Below are 22418 nucleotides of genomic sequence, written 5' to 3'. Positions count from 1 at the left end.
GCGTATCAATCATTTTATTGGTCGAGAATCTTTTTGCTACAGTAATTGATTAAGGATAGATAGGCGAGTTGTTTTGTTTTCAAGTAAATTTTATTTTGCATGTTTTTTTCTTTAAAATAATAGATAAGCTTTCGTTAACTTATAATCCAGTCATTCCAGTATGCATTGATTTGCGCTAAGGAGTATCCTTGTGCCAAAAACGTCCATAAAAGTAACCGTGCTTTTACTGCTGATAAATAACCAGACATGAGGGCACCAGCAGCAATCATATCGACTTCTGATCCTTTATAGCCATAAGTTGAGCGAGTTGTTGAGCCAGTGCAGATCCGGCTAGCGATAATGATTGGCATTTTTTGTGTATATTGTCGCACGATGTCTGCTTCTTCAAAACTACAGTGACCTGATCCAAAACCGGCAATAACAAGCCCAGCATAATGCCCACTCTCAAGGCAGAATTTCATTAGTTGCGTATCAGAGGACAAAGAGGAGTATAGTAGTGCAACTTGATGATCATAGTTTTGGGGAATATCAAATGTTGTTGGGAAAAAGTTCCGATCATTAAAATAAATCAATTTTCCTTCCAAAATAGCTCCTAAAATACCTGCTAAGCCTGACTGAAATGTCTCAATTTTGACGGTATGGCTTTTCTGGACCCAATAAGGTGAGTGAATACTATCATTGATTACAACCAAAACACCTCTGTTTCTACTTTGTGGATGAGCAGCGACGCGCGCTGCTGCTAAAACATTAGCTGGTCCATCAGCACCTGCTTCACAGGGTACACGCATAGCACCAGTTATAACCAGCGGTTCCACTTTATCCCAATAAAGAGAAAGAAAAAAAGCTGTTTCTTCCAGTGTATCAGTACCTTGGGTTAAAACAACACCTTCGGCACCAGCCTTTATTTGCTGTGTTGCCCACTCTATTATTTCAAAAAGAATATTGAAAGATAAAGATCCACTTGGTAATTGCGTGAGCGTTTGCGCATGTACATTAGCAATTTTATTTAAATCAGGAACACTTTTTATGAGGATATCTGAGGTTAATATCGGTTTCATTTGGCCAAAATTGTCAGCGGCCATTGCAATTGTTCCTCCCAATGTCCCTATTGCTATTTTTTTCATAATGTATCCTTTAAAAAACGCAAATAGTTTTCAAAAACTATTTAGCAACAATTTGTATTGATAACAATGATATCATTTTTTTATTTCAACAAATTGAATTGCACTGAATCATTGTGTTTTGCAGTATATGTTCTTAAATAGAGATAATAGTGATTAGATTTTACATTTGATGGAAATAAATCAATATTTAAGAACAGAGATTAATATTAAGGAGTTTCCTTATGGCAGAACATAAGCCAGATATAATGTATGGTACAACTATTATTACCGTACGAAAAGGTGGCAAAGTCGTGATGGCCGGTGATGGACAGGTTTCACTTGGGCAGACTATTATGAAAGGTAATGCACGTAAAGTTCGTCGTCTTGGGAAGGGCGGAGCGGTTATCGCTGGTTTTGCAGGTGCTACAGCAGATGCTTTCACTTTGCTAGAAAGGTTAGAAACGAAGCTTGAACAATATCCTGATCAGCTCATGCGTGCCTGTGTAGAACTTGCAAAAGATTGGCGAACAGACCGCTATTTGCGGCGTCTCGAGGCTATGATGCTTGTGGCTGATAAGAAAATAACTTTAGCTTTAACAGGGCTTGGTGATGTTTTAGAACCGGAAGATGGAGTAATGGCAATTGGCTCTGGAGGAAATTTTGCTCTTTCGGCTGCTCGAGCACTCATGGATATAGATTTGGATGCAGAAACTATTGCCCGTAAAGCTATGAATATTGCCGCTAAAATTTGTGTTTATACCAATGATCATTTTACAATTGAAACATTGGATGCAGAATTATCCTCTTTAGAGAAAGCTATTTGAATGTGTGTTGTATTTTCCCCTCGTGAGACTGTTTCTGAACTTGATCGTTTTATTATTGGACAAAATGATGCCAAGCGTTCTGTTGCTATTGCACTGCGCAATCGGTGGCGTAGACAACAACTCGATGGTCCAATGCGTGAAGAGGTTATGCCAAAAAATATTTTGATGATAGGACCAACAGGTGTTGGTAAAACAGGTATAGCACGTCGATTAGCAAAACTTGCTGGAGCACCTTTTGTTAAAGTAGAAGCGACTAAATTTACTGAAGTTGGTTATGTAGGACGTGATGTTGAGCAAATTATTCGTGACCTTGTTGAGATAGCTATTTCTCTTGTGCGTGAAAAAAAACGGGATGAAGTTAAAGTAAAGGCTCATGTTAATGCTGAAGAGCGTGTTTTAGATGCCCTTGTTGGTAAGACAGCAAGCCCTGCTACCCGCGATAGTTTCCGCAAAAAGCTGCGCGAAGGTGAATTGGATGAGAAAGAGATTGAAATTGAAGTAGCCGATAATAACAGCAATAGCGCTTCAACCTTTGATATTCCTGGTATACCAGGCGCCCAAATGGGAATTATGAATTTATCAGATATTTTTGGTAAAATGGGGAGTCGTACAAAGGTCCGCAAAACGACAGTAAAGGATGCTTTTAAGCCTCTCATTGATGATGAATCTGAAAAGCTCCTTGATCAAGATAAAATTATTCAAGAAGCGCTCCGTGTTACTGAGAATGATGGAATTGTTTTTATTGATGAGATTGATAAAATTGCAACCCGAGATGGTGGAGCAGGTGCTGCCGTTTCGCGTGAGGGCGTTCAACGCGATCTTTTGCCTTTGGTTGAAGGAACAACAATTGCTACAAAATATGGTCAAGTCAAAACAGATCATATTCTTTTTATTGCATCAGGCGCATTTCATGTTTCCAAGCCATCTGATTTGTTGCCAGAACTTCAAGGGCGTTTGCCTATTCGCGTGGAGCTAAATGCTTTAACAAGGGAAGATTTACGACGGATTCTAACTGAACCTGAAGCTAGCTTGATTAAGCAATATATTGCTTTAATGGCAACAGAGGAGGTCCATTTAGAAATTACCGATGATGCGATTGATGCTTTAGCGGATATTGCTGTGGATCTGAACGCAAGGATTGAAAATATAGGAGCACGTCGTTTGCAAACGGTGATGGAGCGCGTCTTAGATGAGATTTCTTTTACGGCGCCAGATAAAGCGGGTACATCATTTAAAGTTGATGCCGCTTATGTCAGACAATCAATAGGTGAGCTTGCTGCTGATATTGATCTTTCACGTTTTATTCTTTAGAGTTATCGCTTGTTTTCATTTAACGGCGTGCTTCGATAATTTTGAATCCATGTGCTTGTTCATGTATCAATACCGAGCGGAAAATATTTTTTAACAATGTTTCATAAGGCAGGTGGCGGTTAGCAACAAGAAGCAGATTGCCACCTAGCTTAAGGCATTTTGCAGCATTTATAATAAAATGCTGCCCTAATGAGATATCTGTAGTATGTTGTGTGTGAAACGGTGGGTTTGAAATGATTGTATCATACAGGTCTGTAATTGGTTCATTTACAAGATCATGCCAATAAAAATGAATCGGACAGGAAGCTATCATGTGTTCAAGGTGTTGTTTGGCTGCTCTCAAAGCATTGTAATCTGCTTCATAGAGGTCGAGAGTCGTTAGTTTTCCACTTTCAAGAGCAGCGTAAGAAAGAAAACCCCAGCCAGCTCCAAAATCGGCAGTTTTTCCAGAAATAACTTTGCACATATGGGAAGCAAGCGCAGCAGATCCCAAATCAATACGACCGTGCGAGAACATGCCAGAAGTTGTTTGAAATTTATTTTCAAAAGTGAGAGGCGGTGAACGCCGCTGTGCAATATTCTGCTCTTTTATTTCTGGTGGAACTTGAAGCCAAAATACCAGTCCATGGTTTTTAGACAATTTACTGGTGATGGGAACAAGCGTTTCGACCCATTTCATCATGGAAGCTGCACCAGCAGTTTTACTTCCACCGATAACAATCCACCCATTAGGTTTAACACACTCTAATAAATCAAGAAAGCAATTTTGGTTAAAACCACGATATTTGCTTAAATGTAAGAGTGCACCATCATAAGTAAAAGTTTTATCTATTTGAGGGGAGCAGTGAAATCGAGCATTAGTAAATTTCAAAAAGTCTGGTCGCCAAGGCGTTATAACTTTTAAGTTTTGCGCCCATTCTAGAGTAGGAACTTCCGTCAAACCAAAACTCACCCAAGATTGGTCTAGATTGGGAAGAGGAAGAGCATGGTTTTTAAAAGGTAAAAACAGTAACACATGTAGCTCTTTTAAAGAAAAATGCCATTCTGATATTAGGATGGCATTTTATTTGATAACAGGAGGGAAGATCACTCTTCTTTTTTCTTATGACGGCGCTTATTTGCGGATTTATTTTTTTCATCCATGCTATTTTCTTTTTCTTCTTTTATTGACCGATCACCTGTAATTTCTGCACCTGTTTGTTGGTCGACAATTTTCATCGATAACCGAACTTTACCGCGCTCATCAAAGCCCATTAGTTTAACCCAAACCTTATCACCTTCTTTAACAACATCTGTTGTTTTTGTGACGCGTTCTGATGCAAGTTGAGAGATATGGACAAGTCCATCACGTGAGCCAAAGAAATTCACAAATGCACCGAATTCTGCAGTTTTTACAACTGTTCCTTGGTATATAGCACCAACTTCGGGTTCATCAACAATGGAATGGATCCAGCGTTTCGCTGCCTCAATGGTTTTAGCATCAGCAGAGGCAATTTTAATTGTACCATCATCTTCAATATTGATTTTCGCTCCAGTTTGTTCAACGATTTCTCGAATAACTTTACCACCAGAGCCAATAACATCGCGAATTTTATCAACAGCAATGTTCATAACTTCAATACGTGGAGAAAATTCACTTAATTCAGCGCGTGCACTGGTTAAAGCCTTGGACATTTCGTTAAGGATGTGGATTCGACCACCTCTGGCTTGTTCAAGTGCGATTTTCATAATTTCTTCAGTAATACCATCAATTTTAATGTCCATTTGTAAGGCAGTAATGCCATTTTCTGTCCCAGCTACTTTAAAATCCATATCTCCAAGATGATCTTCATCTCCTAAAATATCAGATAGAACAGCAAAGCGTTCACCTTCTTTAATCAAACCCATAGCAATCCCTGCAACGGGGCGTGCCAGAGGAACACCGGCATCCATGAGAGCAAGTGAAGTACCACAAACAGTTGCCATGGAAGATGATCCATTGGATTCAGTAATCTCTGAGACAGCACGAATGGTATAAGGAAAGGATTCCTTACTTGGTAACATGGGATGAAGTGCACGCCACGCCAATTTGCCATGTCCAATTTCACGGCGCCCAGGAGAACCAAGACGTCCTGTTTCACCTACTGAAAATGGTGGGAAATTGTAATGAAGGAGGAATGTTTCCTTATACATACCTGTTAAAGAATCAACATATTGTTCATCTTCACCAGTTCCTAGTGTTGCAACAACAATTGCTTGTGTTTCTCCACGGGTAAAGAGTGCCGAGCCATGTGTACGGGGCAAAATACTAACTTCTGATTGGATAGGGCGTACTGTTGAAAGGTCACGCCCATCAATACGCTTTTGTGTATCAAGAATGTTTCCACGAACAATTTTTGCTTGCAACTGTTTGAAAACGGTTGCAATTTGGTCGGTACTGAATTTACAATTTTCTTCTGTTTCTGGTATAAATTTATTGATGACTTCTGCTTTTAGTGCATCAATCGCGGCATAACGTTCTTGTTTATCTGTAATCGTGTAAGCCTTTCGTATATTCTGTTCGGCCATTTCTAGCATGGTTTTTTCGAGATCAGAGAGATCTTCGGGAACAAAATCGCGTGGATCTTTTGCGGCAACTTCAGCAAGCTTGATGATGGCATCAAGGACAGGTTGAAAGCCTTTATGCCCAAACATAACAGCACCCAACATGATATCTTCCGGTAATTCTTGGGCTTCTGATTCAACCATCAACACAGCACTTTCAGTTCCGGCTACAACAAGATCAAGTTTTGATTCGGGCATTTCATCGATATGAGGATTGAGAACGTATTGTCCATTACAGTAGCCAACACGGGCACCTGCAATAGGGCCCATAAAAGGAACACCTGACAAAGTCAACGCGGCAGAAGATGCAATCATTGCAAGGATATCAGGATTATTTTCGAGATCATGTTGTATAACGGAAACAATGACTTGCGTATCATTTTTATAACCATTGGCAAAGAGAGGGCGAATTGGACGATCAATCAAACGTGAGATCAATGTCTCACTTTCGGTTGGCCGATTTTCACGCTTTAAATAACCACCGGGTATTTTACCAACAGCATATAATTTTTCTTGATAATTAACGGTGAGAGGAAAAAAATCTTGATCTGGTTTTGGATTTTTTGCTGAAACAACAGTCGCTAAGACAATGGTTTCTCCGTAAGTAGCAATTACTGCACCATCAGCTTGACGCGCTATTTTACCTGTTTCTATGGTCAGTGGTCGACCTGCCCATTCAATTTCTATCTTGTGCGTTTTGAACATTTCTTATCCTTAATGACCAGTGTCACACCTTTGAGTGTTCACATTCTGGGTTTGCGTGGCATATTTTAAAGCTATAGGCAGGACAACAAAATACTTCTGTTTTTTGTGAGAAGAGAGCAATAAATCGCAATTCAAACACAAAGAAACTAGCAATCCCGCCTCATGATGATTACTCGTCAGTTTTTAGAGTTCTAACTAAAAAAATAGGTGTTTTTTTAGAACACCACATCTCATTTTTCTTTTAGCGACGCAAACCTAACTTTCTGATAAGTGTTTGATAACGATTTTGGTCAATCCCTTTAAGGTAATCAAGAAGGCGACGGCGTTGAGATACCATTTTTAAAAGACCACGACGAGAATGATTATCCTTTTTATGAGATTTAAAATGGTTAGTTAAATTAGAAATACGTTCAGAAAGCACAGCAACCTGTACTTCTGGTGATCCTGTGTCACCGACTTTATTTGCGTATTCTGCGACAAGAGCTTGTTTACGTTCAGCTGTAATCGACATCATATTATCCTTTCAAAAAACAAAGAAACAAAAGTCACCCACAGCCGAGATGTCGTTCAGCAAGGGTCTGCGAAGAAACAAGAAGAGTTGAAGACTCTTACTTACTTTGGCATTTATACAGGAACGAAGGTTAAAATACTAGTCCTTAAAAGCATCTTGAAAACCGTCTTTCAATAAAGGATTTTGTTTTGAAATATTGATTTTAACAAGGTTTTATGAGAGTCCTTAAAGAATTATGCATTCTTTTAATACAAAGATTGCTGCTTTGCATAACGTGTTTATATTAAAGAAGGCAATAGATTGCCGATTTGGAGGCAAAAAATGCAGAGCATTTCGACGTTAGAGCTTTTTCGTAATTCAATATTTCGTAATTTATGGCTGACTACTCTTGTTTCTAATTTGGGAGGGCTTATACAGGCTGTAGGGGCAGGGTGGTTGATGGCATTGATTAGTTCTTCACATTCTATGGTTGGGTTTGTTCAAAGTGCTACGACATTACCACTTGTTATGTTTTCTCTGATGGCGGGAGCATTAGCTGATAATTTTAATCGGCGTAAAATTATGTTGTGTGCGCAGATTATGATGATGGTTGTTTCAATTAATTTGGCTGTTTTATCCTATATGGGCTTTTTAACACCTTGGTTTTTGTTATGCTTTACATTTTTGATTGGGTGTGGAACCGCCTTTTATAATCCTTCTTGGCAGGCAACAATAGGAGACATTGTGAGCAGGGAAAATATTCCTGCTGCCGTTAGTCTGAACAGTGTAGGCTTTAATTTAATGCGTAGTGTAGGTCCTGCTATTGGTGGTGCTGTTATTGCTACTCTGGGTGCATCAGCAGCTTTTCTTTTCAATGCGATAAGTTACATTCCTTTAATTGCTGCTTTGTTTTTGTGGAAACAGAGTTATAAAAACAATTCGTTGCCACGAGAGAGACTTTTCGGGGCCGTCTCAGATGGTTTGCGTTATGTTGCGATGTCGCCTAATCTCCTTAGTATTATGATCAGAGCGTTCCTTTTTGGTATTGGAGCAATTTCGATTTTAGCACTTTTGCCAATCGTTGTGCATAACATTCTCGGGGGAAATGCACTTCTTTATGGCACACTTCTTGGTTGTTTTGGTTTGGGAGCGATGACCGCCGGTGTTATTAATTCATCTGTACGGCATTATTTTCGTTCAGAGACGATTATTACAAGCGCATTTATTGGTTTTGCTTTTTCCTGTCTTTTTTTGGCAATGAGCCGTTCGCTGGTTATAAGCCATATTGCTTTATTTCCTGCAGGTTTGTGTTGGGTTTTGGCGTTGTCGTTGTTTAATACATCTGTACAATTATCTACACCACGCTGGGTCGTTGCACGTGCTTTAGCGCTTTATCAAACAGCATCTTATGGAGGTATGGCTATCGGAAGCGCTATCTGGGGAGCTCTTGCTGATGGTTATTCTCCAACAGTTGCTTTGAGTGTTTGTTCTCTATTCTTGATTTTGGGAGCTCTTGCGGGAGTCAAATTTAGGGTTCAGGAAATTCCTGAGATAGATCTTGATCCGCTTGATCATTTCAGAGAACCAGAGCTTTTACTCGACCTAAAAGCACGAAGCGGTCCTATCATGATTATGATTGATTACCAAATTCATGAAAATGATCTCGAAGAATTTCTCAAAGTGATGACACGTCGTCGCAATATTCGTTTACGTGATGGCGCTCGTCAATGGGTTCTTTTGCGTGATCTCGAAAGGCCTGAATATTGGACAGAAGCTTATCATATGCCAACATGGGTAGATTATTTACGCCATAATCATCGTCGTACAAAAGCAGATGCAGAGGTAAATAAGCTCTTGCGTCAATTAAATCGTATGCCAAGTGGTATAAGAGTACACCGTATGATTGAGCGGCAAACAATACCACATGTCAGTGAGATGCATTTAAAACCCTCTGCTGATCAATTGCCTTGATGGGAAGAGGGCTAAAACAGTTTTCTTATCAACTATTAAATATGTGCAATACTATTTTATGGATAAATTTGTTAGGATGAACGAAACAGCAGAAATTTTAAGATGTTCAATGCGCGCTTTATGCAGTTAGTAAATTAAGGGCAGATTTTTACTGAATGAACAGCCTAAGATTATTAGTATTGCAATTTGTTTCAACTAAAGTTTAAGTTTTCTATCCTACCAAATCCTCTTGACACTACAATATATGCACGTGTATCTAGCAATGATTAAAGAAACGATTTAAATGATAAAGACACATTCTTGTGCTTTATTGTGCGAGTGAAGGTTAGTTTTACGGACACACCACTGCCTTAGACCCTTATCTGAATTATTGTAAAAGGGTGAGTTTAAAGTAATGAAAAAAGCCTCCTTCTCCTTATTAATATGAGAAAGTATTTTTTCAGAGAGATGATTATGAGAAAGAACGGATTAAATTGTGAAAATCCGCTTTGGCTTGAATAAGCTTTTATCAAGAGTGCCTATAGCAAGAAGTTGGCCTTTGTAGATAACGCAAATCTCTTCTTCATTAATAGATGCATTGTTATCACAGAGGGAAACAGGATTGCCCATCATAACTCGTTGTGCTTGGATTTCATTAAGTATACAATGGGAAAGACAATCCAGCGCAGCACCTGTTTTAATTAAAAGTGTATCAAGTGTTGAAAAATCTCTTTTGGGATGAGCACCATGTCCATTTGTTACATTTTTATCCAGTGTTGCTGCTTTTAGTTCGTCCCATGTGATGAGATCATTTTCACAAAAAGGTGCTACTGCGATGCGTCTTAAATCGGCAATATATCCATAACAACCGAGATCACGTCCCATATCGCGTGCTAAGGAGCGCACATAGGTTCCTTTTCCGCAGGTTATTTCAAAGATAGAACGCTCATTGGTAGAAGTTTCTATTAGTTTAAAAGTTTTTATTTCTACTTGGCGTGGTGGAATTTCAACAACTTCACCATCACGTGCTAAATCATAGGCACGGTTACCGGCAATTTTAATTGCCGAAAATTGTGGAGGTGTTTGCAAAATAACACCTGTATATTGAGGAAGAAGGGCGAGTATTTCTTCGCGTGTTGGACGTTTGAGAGATGTCTTCGTTACTTCACCTTCTAGATCGTCTGTTGAACGCTCTTCTCCCCAAACAATATGAAAACGGTAGGTTTTTGTACCTTGCATAACGTAGGGAACGGTTTTTGTTGCTTCACCTAATGCAATTGGTAGGAGACCAGAAGCAAGAGGATCAAGCGTACCTGCATGTCCTGCTTTTTGCGCATGAAAAAGCCATTTGATTTGTGAGACGGCTTCTGTTGATCTCATTCCTTTTGGTTTATCAAATATGATCCAGCCAGAAACGGAACGGCCTTTTTTTTTGCGTTGCCGTGCCATATTTCTAATCCTCAAGTTTATCGCTATGGTGAAGATCGCGTGCCACCTCAGGTGAGCGAAGCAAAGCATCAATTTTTGAAAAATTATCGAAACTACTATCAAGCCGAAAACGCAGCTCAGGCATATATTTCATCTGTCTCAATGCGTGGCTAATTTCTCCACGGATAAAACGGCTGTGTTTATTGAGGATATCAACGACATCAACATGAGATGTGTTTTTAAGAATGCTGAGAGGAGAAACAAAGCAAACGGCAATTTTTAAATCTGGTGACATGCGCACCTCAGAGACAGAAATTACCATATCTTTTAAGACATCATCGAGTAAAATACCACGCTGTAGTATATGAGATACTGCATGGCGCACTTGTTCTCCTACTCTTAGCTGCCGTTGTGATGGTCCTGCATTTTTCATCGAAGTCTTACCTTTGTTACAATCCCTCTTTCTTTGATTGCCTTAAAGGATAATAAAGAACGGAGGCATTGTGCATAAAATTCAATAACTTTTCTCATTTTACAGGGAGTAAAGTCGCTGGATTATTTTACAATGTGCGATTAATATGTTCGATGCGGAAAGTTTCAATAGTATCTCCTGTACGTATGTCGTCATAGTTTTCGAATGCTATTCCACATTCTTGACCACTTTGTACTTCATTGACTTCATCCTTGAAGCGTTTGAGTGTTTTAAGTTTTCCCTCATGAATGACAATATTATCGCGGATAAGGCGAACACCAGCTCCCCGTTCTATTTTACCGTCTGTAACGCGACAACCAGCAACTTTTCCAATTTTTGTGATGTTAAAGACTTCCAGAATTTCAGCATTTCCAAGGAAAGTCTCACGCTGTTCTGGTGAGAGTAATCCTGACATGGCAGCTTTTATATCGTCAACAAGATCGTAGATGATGTTATAATAGCGAATTTCAATTCCTTGTGTTTTAGCACAATCACGCGCTTGTTTATTGGCTCGAACATTAAAGCCAATCACAGCAGAGTTAGAAGCTTCAGCGAGAGAAATATCACTTTCAGTGATACCCCCAGCACCAGAATGTACAATACGTGCACGTACTTCTTCATTTCCTAGCTTTTCTAATGCTGAAGCGATTGCTTCAATTGATCCCTGCACATCTCCTTTAATAATAAGGGGAAATTCTTTAATGCCTGTGGTTTGTAATTTGGTCATCATCTGTTCAAGAGAACCGCGAGAACTCGTTTGTCGTGCTACAGCTTTATCACGTGCTAATCGCTGACGGTATTCAGCAATTTCGCGTGCTTTTGCTTCATGAGTGACAACGGCAAAACGGTCTCCAGCTTGCGGTGTTCCTTGCATACCTAAAATTTCAATAGGCGTAGAAGGAATTGCTTCTTTCACGTGACGACCATGGTCGTCGATCAAAGCACGCACACGACCCCATTCATTGCCGGCGACAATAATATCAGAAGGATGCAATGTTCCTTTTTGAACAAGAACTGTTGCAACAGATCCACGTCCTCTATCCAGTTTTGCTTCAATCACAACGCCCTCTGCGGTTCGTTGAGGATCGGCTTTCAGATCAAGAATTTCAGCTTGGAGGAGAATAGCTTCGAGAAGTTTATCAAGATTTTGACCAGTTTTAGCAGAAACTTCGACTTCTAAAGTTTCCCCACCCATGGTTTCAACAAACACTTCGTGTTGCAGAAGTTCTGTACGCACTTTTTGCGCGTCAGCAGCTGGTTTATCAATTTTGTTGATAGCAACAATAATCGGTACACCAGCTGCTTTGGCATGATTAATTGATTCAATTGTTTGTGGCATGACACTATCATCAGCAGCTACAACCAGAACGGCAATATCCGTAACACGAGCTCCACGAGCGCGCATAGCCGTGAAAGCAGCATGTCCAGGTGTATCAATAAAGGTAATCTTTTGACCATTTTGCTCCACTTGATAAGCGCCAATATGCTGTGTAATACCACCTGCTTCACCAGAAACAACATTTGCTTTTCGAATAGCATCAAGCAGAGAAGTTTTTCCGTGGTCGACATGGCCCATAATTGTTACGACCGGTGGGCGTTGCCGCACTTTTTGAGGATTATCAGCTATATTAAAAATGCCTTCTTCTACGTCAGATTCCAAAACACGTTTAACAGTATGACCGAATTCAACGGCAATGAGTTCAGCAACATCTGCATCAATAACATCGCCAGGTTTCATCATTTGTCCTTGTTTCATCAGAAATTTAATCACATCCACGGAGCGCTCAGTCATACGCTGCGCAAGCTCTTGAATAGTAATGGTTTCAGGAAGAACAACTTCGCGAGAAATTTTTTCCCTTGGCTCTTGGTTTTGTGCACGTTTAAATTTCTCTTGCCTACGACGCATTGCAGCCATTGAACGTCCACGTGCACTACCGTCTTCGTCTAAAGCGCTATTGAGGGTTAATTTTCCACGGCGTCGTTCATCAGCACCTTTTACAACTTTTGGTGCACGCACTTCTGATTTAACAGGGTTGGCGCGTCGGTTATGGCGCTCGTCTTCTTTATTGTCATCTGCTCTACGTTTTTCAATCACAGTTGTATTTTTAGGCGTGATAGGGATATTTATCGATTCGCTAAGAGAGTGAGCCGAGGTAAGAGATGGAGTCTGTACTGGTGAGCTTTCTTTTTCTTGATGTATTTCGGTTTCTTGAATTGATTGTCTCAAACTTTCTTCATGTTCTTTTGCACGTTTTGCTTCTTTTTCAGCTTGTTCACGCATTATTTTTTCTTGAATATGTGCTTCTTCTAACGCGCGAAGTCTTGCTTCCATTTCAGCAGATGAAAGATTACTTTTAGCAACGGTTTCATGAGGAATTACTTCTTCGAATCGTGGTTTAGAGCGTTGAGGAGCTACATGCGGCTTCGTAATTGGTTGTTGTATTTCAGCCTTTTCATCAGGTCGCGTAATTTTGCGCCGTTTGGTCTCGACAACCACAGCCTTTGTACGGCCATGGCTAAAATTTTGTTTGACCGTGCTCGTCTCTAGGACCGTCCGCTTTAGGGTTAGTGTCCTCTTGACTGTTGTTTTGTCATTATTATTTTCACTCATTGTACTTCCTTCACGGCTTGTACCGTCATCTCACCAAGCTTGATGTGCTTGCCATCACGATAGGCGAGCAGTTTGTGTATCGTTTTGAGAAATCCTTCGGCAGCTTTTGTATCTAATAAAGCCGCATGCATGACAGGATTAGCGCCAAAAGCCACCCGCATTTCATCACTTGTAAATAAAGATATGATTTTTATATTCCGATTTGTGTGTTGTTGCATTGTATAGATGGCTTGTGCAATTTTCCGTTTTCCCTCTTCTGTAGTTTCCTTAGCATGAAGTACGAGAATAGCTTGACCAGAGCGGATAGCTGCATCAACTTTTGTTGCTCCCATAACAATGGCACCTGCTTTTCTCGCCATGGAAAGGCTTGAAAGGGCAGATTTTAACAAAAGTGTATCAACAAGATGTGCAAGATCTGGCACAACCTCAACATCGGTTTTAAAACTTTTGTTAAAAGCTTTTTGTTTGATCGCTGCTTCAATGACAGAATGGTGAGCAGAGACCCAAACACCACGCCCAGGCAATGTGGCTTTAAGATCAGGAACAATTTGATTATTGGGACCGATAACAAAACGGATCAGCGTTTCTGCTGAAGCATTTTTTCTTGTCACAATGCAGGTCCGTTTATTCATTTAAAGTGTATCCACATTCAAATTATCTATTTTTTCATTTTTTGCAGAGTCTTCATTTTCTGCGGGAGTCTCTGTAACAAGATCGATTTTGTCTATCCAACCTGCTTGTACACGTGCAGCTAAAACCATGGCTTCTGCATCAGCACGTGTAATATCAAATGGGGTCAGTATACCAGAAAAATTTTGTGTTTGACCTTCCTTACGTTCTTTCCAGCCCGCCAAATCATCAACTGCATAGCCAGCAAAGTCTTCTATTGTTTTTACACCATCTTCACCAACAGCAACTAACATAGCACTTGTTATTCCAGGCAATGCTCGTAATTCATCAGAAACACCGAGTTTTTTGCGCTTTTCATCAAGCTCTTTTTCTTTATGTTCGAGATATTCACGCGCGCGGTTTTGGATTTCAGCAGCAGTTTCATGATCAAAACCATCAATGGAAGCAATTTCTTCGAGATCGATATAGGCAATTTCCTCAATGGAAGAAAAACCTTCTGATGCCATAACTTGGCCTATCATTTCGTCAACATCTAAAGATTCCATAAATAGTTTGCTGCGTTCGATAAATTCTTTTTGACGATTTTCAGATTCTTCCTGTTCCGTTAAAATATCAATATTCCATCCTGTTAATTGTGAAGCTAAACGAACATTTTGTCCACGCCGTCCAATAGCAAGGCTGAGTTGGTCATCAGGGACAATGACTTCGATACGTTCTGCATCTTCATCGAGAACAACTTTAGAAACTTCAGCGGGTTGTAACGCATTGACGATAAATGTTGCGGCATCAGGAGACCAAGGAATAATATCAATTTTTTCCCCCTGTAATTCTGCAACAACAGCCTGTACGCGACTTCCTCGCATTCCAACACATGCACCAACAGGATCAATGGAACCATCGCGCGAAACAACAGCAATTTTAGCACGTGAACCAGGATCACGTGCAACGGATTTAATTTCTATAATACCATCGTAGATTTCTGGTACTTCCATGGTAAAAAGTTTTACCATAAATTGAGGATGTGTGCGTGAAAGGAAAATTTGCGGACCACGTGATTCACGGTGCACGTCACTGACATAGGCACGAATACGGTCGCCATAGCGAAAGGATTCACGTGGAATTAATTCATCACGGCGTACGATAGCTTCACCACGTCCTAGATCAACGATAACATTGCCATATTCCACACGTTTTACTGCACCAGAAATAATCTCACCAATTTTATTTTTAAATTCTTCGTATTGTTGGTCACGTTCTGCATCGCGTACTCTTTGTACAATAACCTGTTTAGCAGATTGCGCTGCGATACGTCCAAAGTCCATAGGAGGTAAAAGATCAGCAAAAAAATCACCAATTTTTGCGTCTGCTTGGCGTTTAAGGGCATCCGATAGAGTAATTTCAGTTGTATAATCTTCAACGACATCAACAATTTTAAGCAGGCGTTGTAATTTAATTTCACCTGTTTTGGAATTGATTTCGGCGCGAATATTAGTTTCTTGACCATACCGAGAACGTGCTGCTTTCTGAATAGCATCGGCCATTGCAGAAATGACAATGTCACGATCAATTGATTTTTCACGTGCAACAGCGTCTGCAATTTGCAGAATTTCAAGCCTGTTAGCGCTTGTAGCCATCAATTTTCTCCTTCTTTGTGCCACATTACGGGCATCTCCCAGTGATATCAATTCTTATAATTTGACGTTTGTTTTGAGATGTTAAGATTATCTTCGGGAATGAGTTGTTTATTTAAATCTTTATTTTTTTTCAACGCGTCGCGAATAAGTTCATCAGTAAGCACCAAATGCGCATTTGTGATATCACAAAAGGGAATAAAGGTGTACATAGTTTCTCCATAAGCGGCTTTATCGGTGTTTAAAGTAAATCCATCTTGCGTGATATTTGTAAGCGTTCCCCGAAATTTTTGGCGCCCATCAATTGTTATTTTGGTTTCAATTTTTGCAATATGCCCTTGCCACTGAAAAAAGTCAGACTTTCTTACCAATGGGCGATCAATGCCAGGAGATGAAATTTCTAAATGATATTTGCGTTCAATAACATTTTGTACATCAAGAAGGGGCGAAACAGTTCGACTAACAGTTTCACAATCTTCTACAGTCATAGAGCCATCAGCACGTTCAACCATAATCTGAAGTGTTAAACCATTTAAACCAAGAAGCTTTATGCGAACTAAACGAAAACCCAAAGGCTTAAGCAATGGTATGATAAGAACGGCAACGCGCGCTTCGATGCCATCTTCTTCAAATAGGCGTGGTTCGTCAAGATTGCTTATTTTTTCAGCTTCGTTCATATGTTTTATCCAAGTCATTTTCATCAATTTTATGATATTAAAAAAGAGCGGGCTAAAGACCCACTCTTCATCATAAGACCAAGAATTTAGTTACTGATACTCTTAAATTCAAAATTTTTCAAGTTATTTTAAAGAAAAGCATTTTATCGACTATTTCTTGATAAAAGTAAGATATGCTGGTGTCCGTCCTTCACGTAGAGCTTTTGCTTCATAACGTGTACTTATCCATAGCGGATAAGGGGTTTTCCAGTCCTTAGGGTTTTCTGCTTCCCACTCAAAGCTGCTATGCAGTGCACAATAGTAGAGGGTCCAGTTTACATAACTCTCTATATCGCTAGCAAAGCGGAATTTTTTACCGGCTTTAAGAACGCGAGCAAAACGGTTAAGATTTTTTATGTTGATAAAACGTCGTTTCCAATGTTTCTTTTTAGGCCACGGATCAGGATAAAAGATATCTATTCCGTCAAGTGATGCATCTGGAAGCCAATCAAGGAGTTGAGAGGCGTCATTATCATAAAGCCGAATATGGCTTTGATATTTTTTGTGCTGTTCAAGAGACATTAACATTTTTGCCATGCCATTAATAAAGGGCTCGATGCCAATAAAACCAGTTTGTGGAAAATATTCCATTTCATGGAGCAAATGTTCACCTCCACCAAAACCAATTTCAAGCCGAACTTCTCTTACTTTATTGGGAAATAAGCATGTTAAGTCTAAGGGTGGTAGGGTATTTAAATCAATGTTAAGAGTTGGGAGAAGCATTTTTATACGCGCAAGTTGATTGTTTCGTAGCCGTTTTCCTTGTCGACGACCAAAAAAGGCTTCACACGTACGTGTATTGTGGTTCATCATGGTTTTATCAATGTTTGAAGTGTTTTAATCAGATCAGTTTTTTCCCATGAAAACGAACCATCACATTTTGGTTTGCGTCCAAAATGACCATAGGCAGCTGTTTTCGTATAAATCGGTTTATTGAGGTCAAGATGTTTGCGAATGCCAGTTGGTGAAAGGTCCATTATTTTGCGAATGGCTGCTTCAAGAATTTTTTCATCGACTTTTCCTGTTCCATGGAGGTTAAGATAAATAGATAAGGGTTGCGCAATGCCAATTGCATAAGAGAGTTGAATGGTGCACCTTTCTGCTAAACCAGCGGCAACAATATTTTTAGCTAAATAGCGTGCGGCATAAGCTGCGGAACGATCAACTTTTGTCGTATCTTTGCCTGAAAAAGCGCCACCACCATGGGGGGCTGCACCTCCATAAGTGTCAACGATAATTTTACGTCCTGTTAGTCCTGCATCACTTTGAGGACCACCAATAACAAATTTTCCAGTTGGGTTTATGTACCAACGGCATTGATCAGAAATAGTAATATCATGTAAAGCTTGACGAATATAAGGCTCAACCACTGTACGGACTTTATGAGAATCCCAACTTTCATCTAAATGTTGTGTTGAAAGAACAATGGACGTTACTTCTATAGGCTTTCCATTTTTATACCGTATTGTTATTTGGCTTTTGGCATCTGGCCCTAATTTAGCAATTTCCCCTTCTTTTTTATGGCGGGCTGCGGCGAGAAGTTTTAAAATCTTATGGGCATAATAAATCGGTGCAGGCATGAGATCAGGTGTTTCACGGCAAGCATATCCGAACATGATGCCCTGATCACCTGCGCCTTCTTCGCCATTGCGATCCGTAGCGTTATCAACTCCGCGTGCAATGTCAGTTGATTGAGGGCGTAAAAGGACATCAATTTTAACAGTTTTCCAATGAAAACCTACTTGTTCATAACCAATTGCACGAATAGCACGACGCGCTACTGCGCGAAAACGAGTAGGATTAATGCGCGGAAAGCCAGTTTCATCGTAAATAAATTCTCTATTTTTATTTCTTTTTAAGAGTGTGTCGGGAACACGCACTTCACCAGCGATAACGACACGGTTTACACTGACGAGTGTTTCACAAGCGACTCGTACTAACCATGGATCAGTACCGGTTTTTTGAGCTTCTTTATAAATCATATCAACGATTTCATCGGAAATACGATCGCAAATTTTATCAGGATGTCCTTCCGATACCGATTCACTTGTAAAAAGATAATCTTGATGCGGCATAGGAACCCCTTCAAAAAAGAAAACCAACAGTTGATTATATTAATTGTCTATTAAAATTGCTTCTATTTGCCAATCCCATGGCAAATCGTCAATGCTGATTTATGAGATGATTGAGAGAAAGATGTAATTTATTTTATAGTTTATTTGTCATATCTTCTTCAGAAAGTGCTTTTGCCAAGTCAATGATTTTTCGACGCACCTTAGCATCGGATATGTTAGTAAAAGCACGCATAAGCTGGATTCCTTCATTGCTGGAGCAAAAGTCCATAAAATCATTATCGCTTTCAGCAAAACCTTCTAAAGGTTGCGTATTAATGCCTTTATCAAAAAAATAAGAAACAGGAACATCCATAATTTCTGCAATTGCTTGAAGACGACTTGCACCAATACGGTTTGTACCTTTTTCATATTTTTGGATTTGCTGAAAAGTTACGCCTAGTTTTTCACCTAGTTTTTCTTGGGTCATCCCTAAAATGTTACGACGTAAACGAATACGGGTTCCAACATAGATATCTATAGGATCAGGTTTTTTTCTAGTCTCGGTCATAATGCAACTCTTTAATTTCCAGCACTCTGCTTCTAAACCAACATCAGATTTATTCGAGGTTGGTTTATCATATAATTAAAATAATATGTAACACTTTTTCCCAATATTACTGGTACACGCAATGTAATACCGTATATGGGTATCTGATCATTTAAGCTGTTTTGTAAAACCAAAACCAATGCCGCGCAATAGCATAATAATGAATAAGATGAAAGTAGAGAATATTCTGTATTCATTGCTTCCTATGGGTGTAATCGGTGATGGGATTGGTGAATCAATAACGCCAACAGCATTTTGCTGGAGAGCTACAACGATTCGTCCATAAGAATCAATAACAGCCGATATTCCATTATTAGCTGCCCGTATGAGAGGGATTCCTAATTCAACGGCACGAAGCTGTGCTTGCTGAAGATGTTGATGTGGGCCGGGTGTTACACCAAACCACGCATCATTTGTAACATTAATAATTGCTTGAGGCTGGGAGCCTTTAAAAGTCATTTCATTGGGAAATATTACTTCATAACAAATTAATGGAAGATAAGAAAACCCATTTGGCATCATGACAGTTTTGCGTACATCTGCAGCACTATATCCACCAATAGTATCAGCAAGGGCACGCAATCCAATTTTTTCCAATAAATTTTTATAGGGAAGATATTCGCCAAAAGGAACTAGGTGAAGTTTATCTGAAGCGCTTAAAATATCACCTTTATTGTTAATGACTGCAATTGTATTAAAATATTGTGTTTTCGCATTGAGAAAATCGTAATTGACACGTATAGCACCAATAATAGCCCACTGTTTGGGTTTAAGAAGAGAGGCAATGCGCATTGCGATAGCAGGTGAATCATTGAGAATATAGGGAATTGATGCTTCAGGCCATACGATAAAGTCAGGTTCTGGATTTTGATCAGCAGTTGGTGTTGTACTAAGATTCATATGAGCTGCTAAGATAGTTTCCGGTATCGTATCGTTCAATTTGACGTCTTGCTTAATAGAAGGTTGAACAATGCGTACCCAATGATTACTTTTCTGGTAATCAGTGGTGTTAGGTGCGGTATTGAGGCGATAAAATCCAAAACCACTGTGAATTACTATAAGTGATAGGCAAAGAAAAAGCGCGTTTTTCTTTTTTTCGTTCGTTAATAAAACAGTGGGTAAACTATAGACTAAAACAGCAAGAATATTCATTCCGTAAAGCCCTACAATTGCATCTAATTGCATGAGCATAGGGGTTGGCATAGCTGTATAACCAAGGGCATTCCATGGAAATCCTGTGAATAGGATAGCGCGCAACCATTCTGCCAGTCCTAGCGCAAAAGCCAAAACAAAAAAACGTGCTATTCCTTTTGTCCATAACAAACCGACAATAAAACCAGCAAAAAACCAATAAAGGGAAAGATAGAGAGGAGGACCCAAAATGGCAAATGGCACTGCCCAGCCAAAAGTAGCTGGATCTGTCAACAAAGCATTGCACAACCACCAAAGGCTGCAAATAAAATAACCGAAGCCAAAGGTTCCACAACTGAGAGCATAGGTCAGAAAGCGCTTTTTATTGTTTTGGATGGCACATATTGAGTCAAGTAAAATAATAAAGATGGGGAAAGTCAAAAAGCAGAGAGGTGTTAAATAAAAGGGTGGAAGTGCAAAAGAAGTAAAAGAACCACAAAGAAACATCCATATTTGTCGCTTCCAGCCGGTAATAGAAAACAAAAAAAGTGTAAAATTGCTTAAAAATGTTTGACTATTCTTTAGGGATGGCATTGTTCTCAAACTTCTCATTTTCTGGAATGCGAAAAATGCGCAACCGCTTAATTCGACGTTTATCTGCTTCTAAAATACGAAATCGATAACCAGGCACTGCTTCAACGATTTCACCTTTTGCAGGAATACGATCAAGTATGGAGACAATCAAACCACCAATGGTATCGACTTCATCACCATATTCGCCTACGGAAAAATCAGGACCAAGAGCTTTTTCCACATCTTCTAGTTCAGTTTTTGCGTCAACAAGCCATTTATTATTGGGTTCGCGCACAATAGCATTGTCAACATTATCATGTTCATCTTCGATATCGCCAACAACTAATTCGACGATATCTTCCATAGAAACTAAACCGTCTGTGCCACCATGTTCATCAATAACCAAAGCCATCTGGGTTCGTGTTGTTTGCATACGTGTAAGTAATTTGCTTGCTAGCATGGAACTAGGGACAAAAAGAACTGTTCGAATCAGGTCCAATTCACCGATTGGGGTACGCAAATCCATATGGTTTAACTGGGGTGAATAGGATTTTTGCTCTGTGTGGGGTGAGTTGATAATAAAACGAGTTATATAATTAAGGATATCGCGAATATGGATCATTCCTCGCGGATCATCTAAAGTTTCAGCATAAACAGGTACGCGAGAATGACCAATTTTTGCAAAACATTTCAGTGCTTCCCCAAGAGGGGTGTTTATTTCCAATGCTTCTATTTCAGAGCGTGGAATCATAACATCATCAACCCGTGCTTCACGCAGACGTAAGATATTATGTAGCATAGTACGTTCTTCAGGGGAGAAGAGGGTTGTGTCTTTTTCATTGTTAGCGGTGAGTGCAACGGTAAGGTCATCACGCAACGACGTATAATTGCGTCCACGTAAAAACGAAAACAAATGATTTATCAGGGAGTATTTTTCCGTATGATTCGCCTGCCGAGAAGGGTTTTCTTCAATATTAGAAGATGCTTGACCGTTATTTTGTGCATTTATTTTGTTTGCCATGATTTTAAAATCTTCTAAACTTTACTTTATATAATAGAGGCATAAGAGGCTATAATTTTTTATAATAGTGATATTGATTTAAAAATTTAATTTTTATCATTTTAAGCCAATTCAGTATAGGGATCTTTTATGAAAAGCTTTTGAAGAATTTCCCTTTCAAGCTTTTCCATTTGATAAGCTTCCTCGTCTGTTTCATGATTATAGCCAAGAAGATGAAGGACGCCATGAACAATCATATGCGTCAAATGATCCTGAAATAATTTTCCTTCTGCCGATGCTTCAAGTGCAACAGTTTCTCGCGCAATAATGATATCACCGAGCATAACTCTGGGAGTTTGTCCAACTTTAAGTGGAAAAGCAGGAAAGGATAATACATTGGTGGGTTCGTTTTTATTGCGCCATTGCGCATTGATCTGCGCCATATGTTTATCATCCGTAAAAAGCAGACTGACTTCGCTTACAACATTTTCTAATGAAACGTGATGCATCGTCGTTGTGAGTGCTTTTTCGGTGATATCATAAAGTACTTTCTCATCATACCACCCAGAGTTTTCAATAGTTATATCAATGGTAATCAT

General features: G+C 39.5%; 19 protein-coding genes. 3 read left to right on the top strand and 16 right to left on the bottom strand.

Annotation, left to right across the window (positions count from 1 at the left end):
* Nucleotides 1-134 precede the first annotated feature (134 nt).
* Nucleotides 135-1124 carry an asparaginase gene (locus tag MCO_RS00280; protein WP_007551863.1) on the bottom strand — a complete coding sequence of 330 codons (990 nt, stop codon included), beginning with the start codon at nucleotides 1122-1124 and terminating at the stop codon, nucleotides 135-137.
* 221 nt (nucleotides 1125-1345) lie between these two features.
* Here MCO_RS00280 and hslV point away from each other — a divergent pair, with 221 nt between their 5' ends.
* Complete coding sequence (hslV, locus tag MCO_RS00275) at nucleotides 1346-1927, top strand: ATP-dependent protease subunit HslV (RefSeq protein WP_007551861.1); 582 nt, start codon at nucleotides 1346-1348, stop codon at nucleotides 1925-1927.
* Nucleotides 1928-3238 (top strand): ATP-dependent protease ATPase subunit HslU, encoded by a 1311-nt coding sequence (gene hslU / locus MCO_RS00270; RefSeq protein WP_007551859.1) that lies wholly within the window; start codon nucleotides 1928-1930, stop codon nucleotides 3236-3238.
* A gap of 19 nt (nucleotides 3239-3257) precedes the next feature.
* On the opposite strand, the gene MCO_RS00265 is transcribed toward hslU, so the two are convergent.
* The 3 genes from MCO_RS00265 to rpsO form a co-directional block, all read right to left on the bottom strand.
* Nucleotides 3258-4253, bottom strand: a complete 996-nt coding sequence (locus MCO_RS00265) for a class I SAM-dependent methyltransferase (RefSeq protein WP_007551858.1) — start codon at nucleotides 4251-4253, stop codon at nucleotides 3258-3260.
* 71 nt (nucleotides 4254-4324) lie between these two features.
* The gene (gene pnp / locus MCO_RS00260) at nucleotides 4325-6526 is read right to left on the bottom strand and encodes a polyribonucleotide nucleotidyltransferase (protein WP_007551857.1); all 2202 of its coding nucleotides are present in this window, start codon (nucleotides 6524-6526) and stop codon (nucleotides 4325-4327) included.
* A gap of 241 nt (nucleotides 6527-6767) precedes the next feature.
* The gene (rpsO, locus tag MCO_RS00255) at nucleotides 6768-7037 is read right to left on the bottom strand and encodes a 30S ribosomal protein S15 (RefSeq protein WP_004864305.1); all 270 of its coding nucleotides are present in this window, start codon (nucleotides 7035-7037) and stop codon (nucleotides 6768-6770) included.
* A 321-nt stretch (nucleotides 7038-7358) separates the two neighbouring features.
* Between rpsO and MCO_RS00250 the strand changes: the two genes are divergently transcribed.
* The gene (locus MCO_RS00250) at nucleotides 7359-8987 is read left to right on the top strand and encodes an MFS transporter (RefSeq protein ID WP_007551856.1); all 1629 of its coding nucleotides are present in this window, start codon (nucleotides 7359-7361) and stop codon (nucleotides 8985-8987) included.
* Between the two features lie 468 nt (nucleotides 8988-9455).
* On the opposite strand, the gene truB is transcribed toward MCO_RS00250, so the two are convergent.
* The 12 genes from truB to ybeY all read right to left on the bottom strand — a co-directional run bounded on the left by truB (nucleotide 9456) and on the right by ybeY (nucleotide 22418).
* Nucleotides 9456-10415 (bottom strand): tRNA pseudouridine(55) synthase TruB, encoded by a 960-nt coding sequence (gene truB / locus MCO_RS00245; RefSeq protein ID WP_007551855.1) that lies wholly within the window; start codon nucleotides 10413-10415, stop codon nucleotides 9456-9458.
* A gap of 4 nt (nucleotides 10416-10419) precedes the next feature.
* A complete protein-coding gene (rbfA, locus tag MCO_RS00240) occupies nucleotides 10420-10827 on the bottom strand; it encodes a 30S ribosome-binding factor RbfA (protein ID WP_007551854.1) in 408 nt (135 codons plus the stop codon).
* A 127-nt stretch (nucleotides 10828-10954) separates the two neighbouring features.
* Nucleotides 10955-13477 carry a translation initiation factor IF-2 gene (gene infB, locus MCO_RS00235; protein WP_007551853.1) on the bottom strand — a complete coding sequence of 841 codons (2523 nt, stop codon included), beginning with the start codon at nucleotides 13475-13477 and terminating at the stop codon, nucleotides 10955-10957.
* Nucleotides 13474-14109 carry an RNA-binding protein gene (locus MCO_RS00230; RefSeq protein WP_007551852.1) on the bottom strand — a complete coding sequence of 212 codons (636 nt, stop codon included), beginning with the start codon at nucleotides 14107-14109 and terminating at the stop codon, nucleotides 13474-13476. The genes infB and MCO_RS00230 overlap by 4 nt, the downstream gene beginning before the upstream one ends.
* Nucleotides 14110-15741, bottom strand: a complete 1632-nt coding sequence (nusA, locus tag MCO_RS00225; RefSeq protein ID WP_007551849.1) for a transcription termination factor NusA — start codon at nucleotides 15739-15741, stop codon at nucleotides 14110-14112.
* 47 nt (nucleotides 15742-15788) lie between these two features.
* Nucleotides 15789-16439, bottom strand: a complete 651-nt coding sequence (gene rimP, locus MCO_RS00220) for a ribosome maturation factor RimP (protein WP_040298507.1) — start codon at nucleotides 16437-16439, stop codon at nucleotides 15789-15791.
* Between the two features lie 126 nt (nucleotides 16440-16565).
* Nucleotides 16566-17267 (bottom strand): tRNA (guanine(46)-N(7))-methyltransferase TrmB, encoded by a 702-nt coding sequence (locus MCO_RS00215; RefSeq protein ID WP_007551847.1) that lies wholly within the window; start codon nucleotides 17265-17267, stop codon nucleotides 16566-16568.
* Nucleotides 17264-18529 (bottom strand): methionine adenosyltransferase, encoded by a 1266-nt coding sequence (gene metK / locus MCO_RS00210; RefSeq protein ID WP_007551846.1) that lies wholly within the window; start codon nucleotides 18527-18529, stop codon nucleotides 17264-17266. The genes MCO_RS00215 and metK overlap by 4 nt, the downstream gene beginning before the upstream one ends.
* Before the next feature lie 133 nt (nucleotides 18530-18662).
* A complete protein-coding gene (locus MCO_RS00205) occupies nucleotides 18663-19076 on the bottom strand; it encodes a helix-turn-helix domain-containing protein (protein WP_007551845.1) in 414 nt (137 codons plus the stop codon).
* Nucleotides 19077-19223: 147 nt separating this feature from the next.
* Complete coding sequence (gene lnt, locus MCO_RS00200) at nucleotides 19224-20858, bottom strand: apolipoprotein N-acyltransferase (protein WP_040298506.1); 1635 nt, start codon at nucleotides 20856-20858, stop codon at nucleotides 19224-19226.
* The gene (locus tag MCO_RS00195) at nucleotides 20821-21840 is read right to left on the bottom strand and encodes a hemolysin family protein (RefSeq protein WP_007551843.1); all 1020 of its coding nucleotides are present in this window, start codon (nucleotides 21838-21840) and stop codon (nucleotides 20821-20823) included. Before MCO_RS00195 ends, lnt begins: the two co-directional genes overlap by 38 nt.
* Nucleotides 21841-21941: 101 nt before the next feature.
* On the bottom strand, nucleotides 21942-22418 hold the full coding sequence (ybeY, locus tag MCO_RS00190) for an rRNA maturation RNase YbeY (protein WP_007551842.1): 477 nt from the start codon (nucleotides 22416-22418) through the stop codon (nucleotides 21942-21944).

Origin of the sequence: Bartonella sp. DB5-6 (assembly GCF_000278115.1) — a bacterium.
GTDB lineage: Bacteria > Pseudomonadota > Alphaproteobacteria > Rhizobiales > Rhizobiaceae > Bartonella > Bartonella refiksaydamii.
This window is presented reverse-complemented; position numbering and strand designations above follow the sequence as displayed.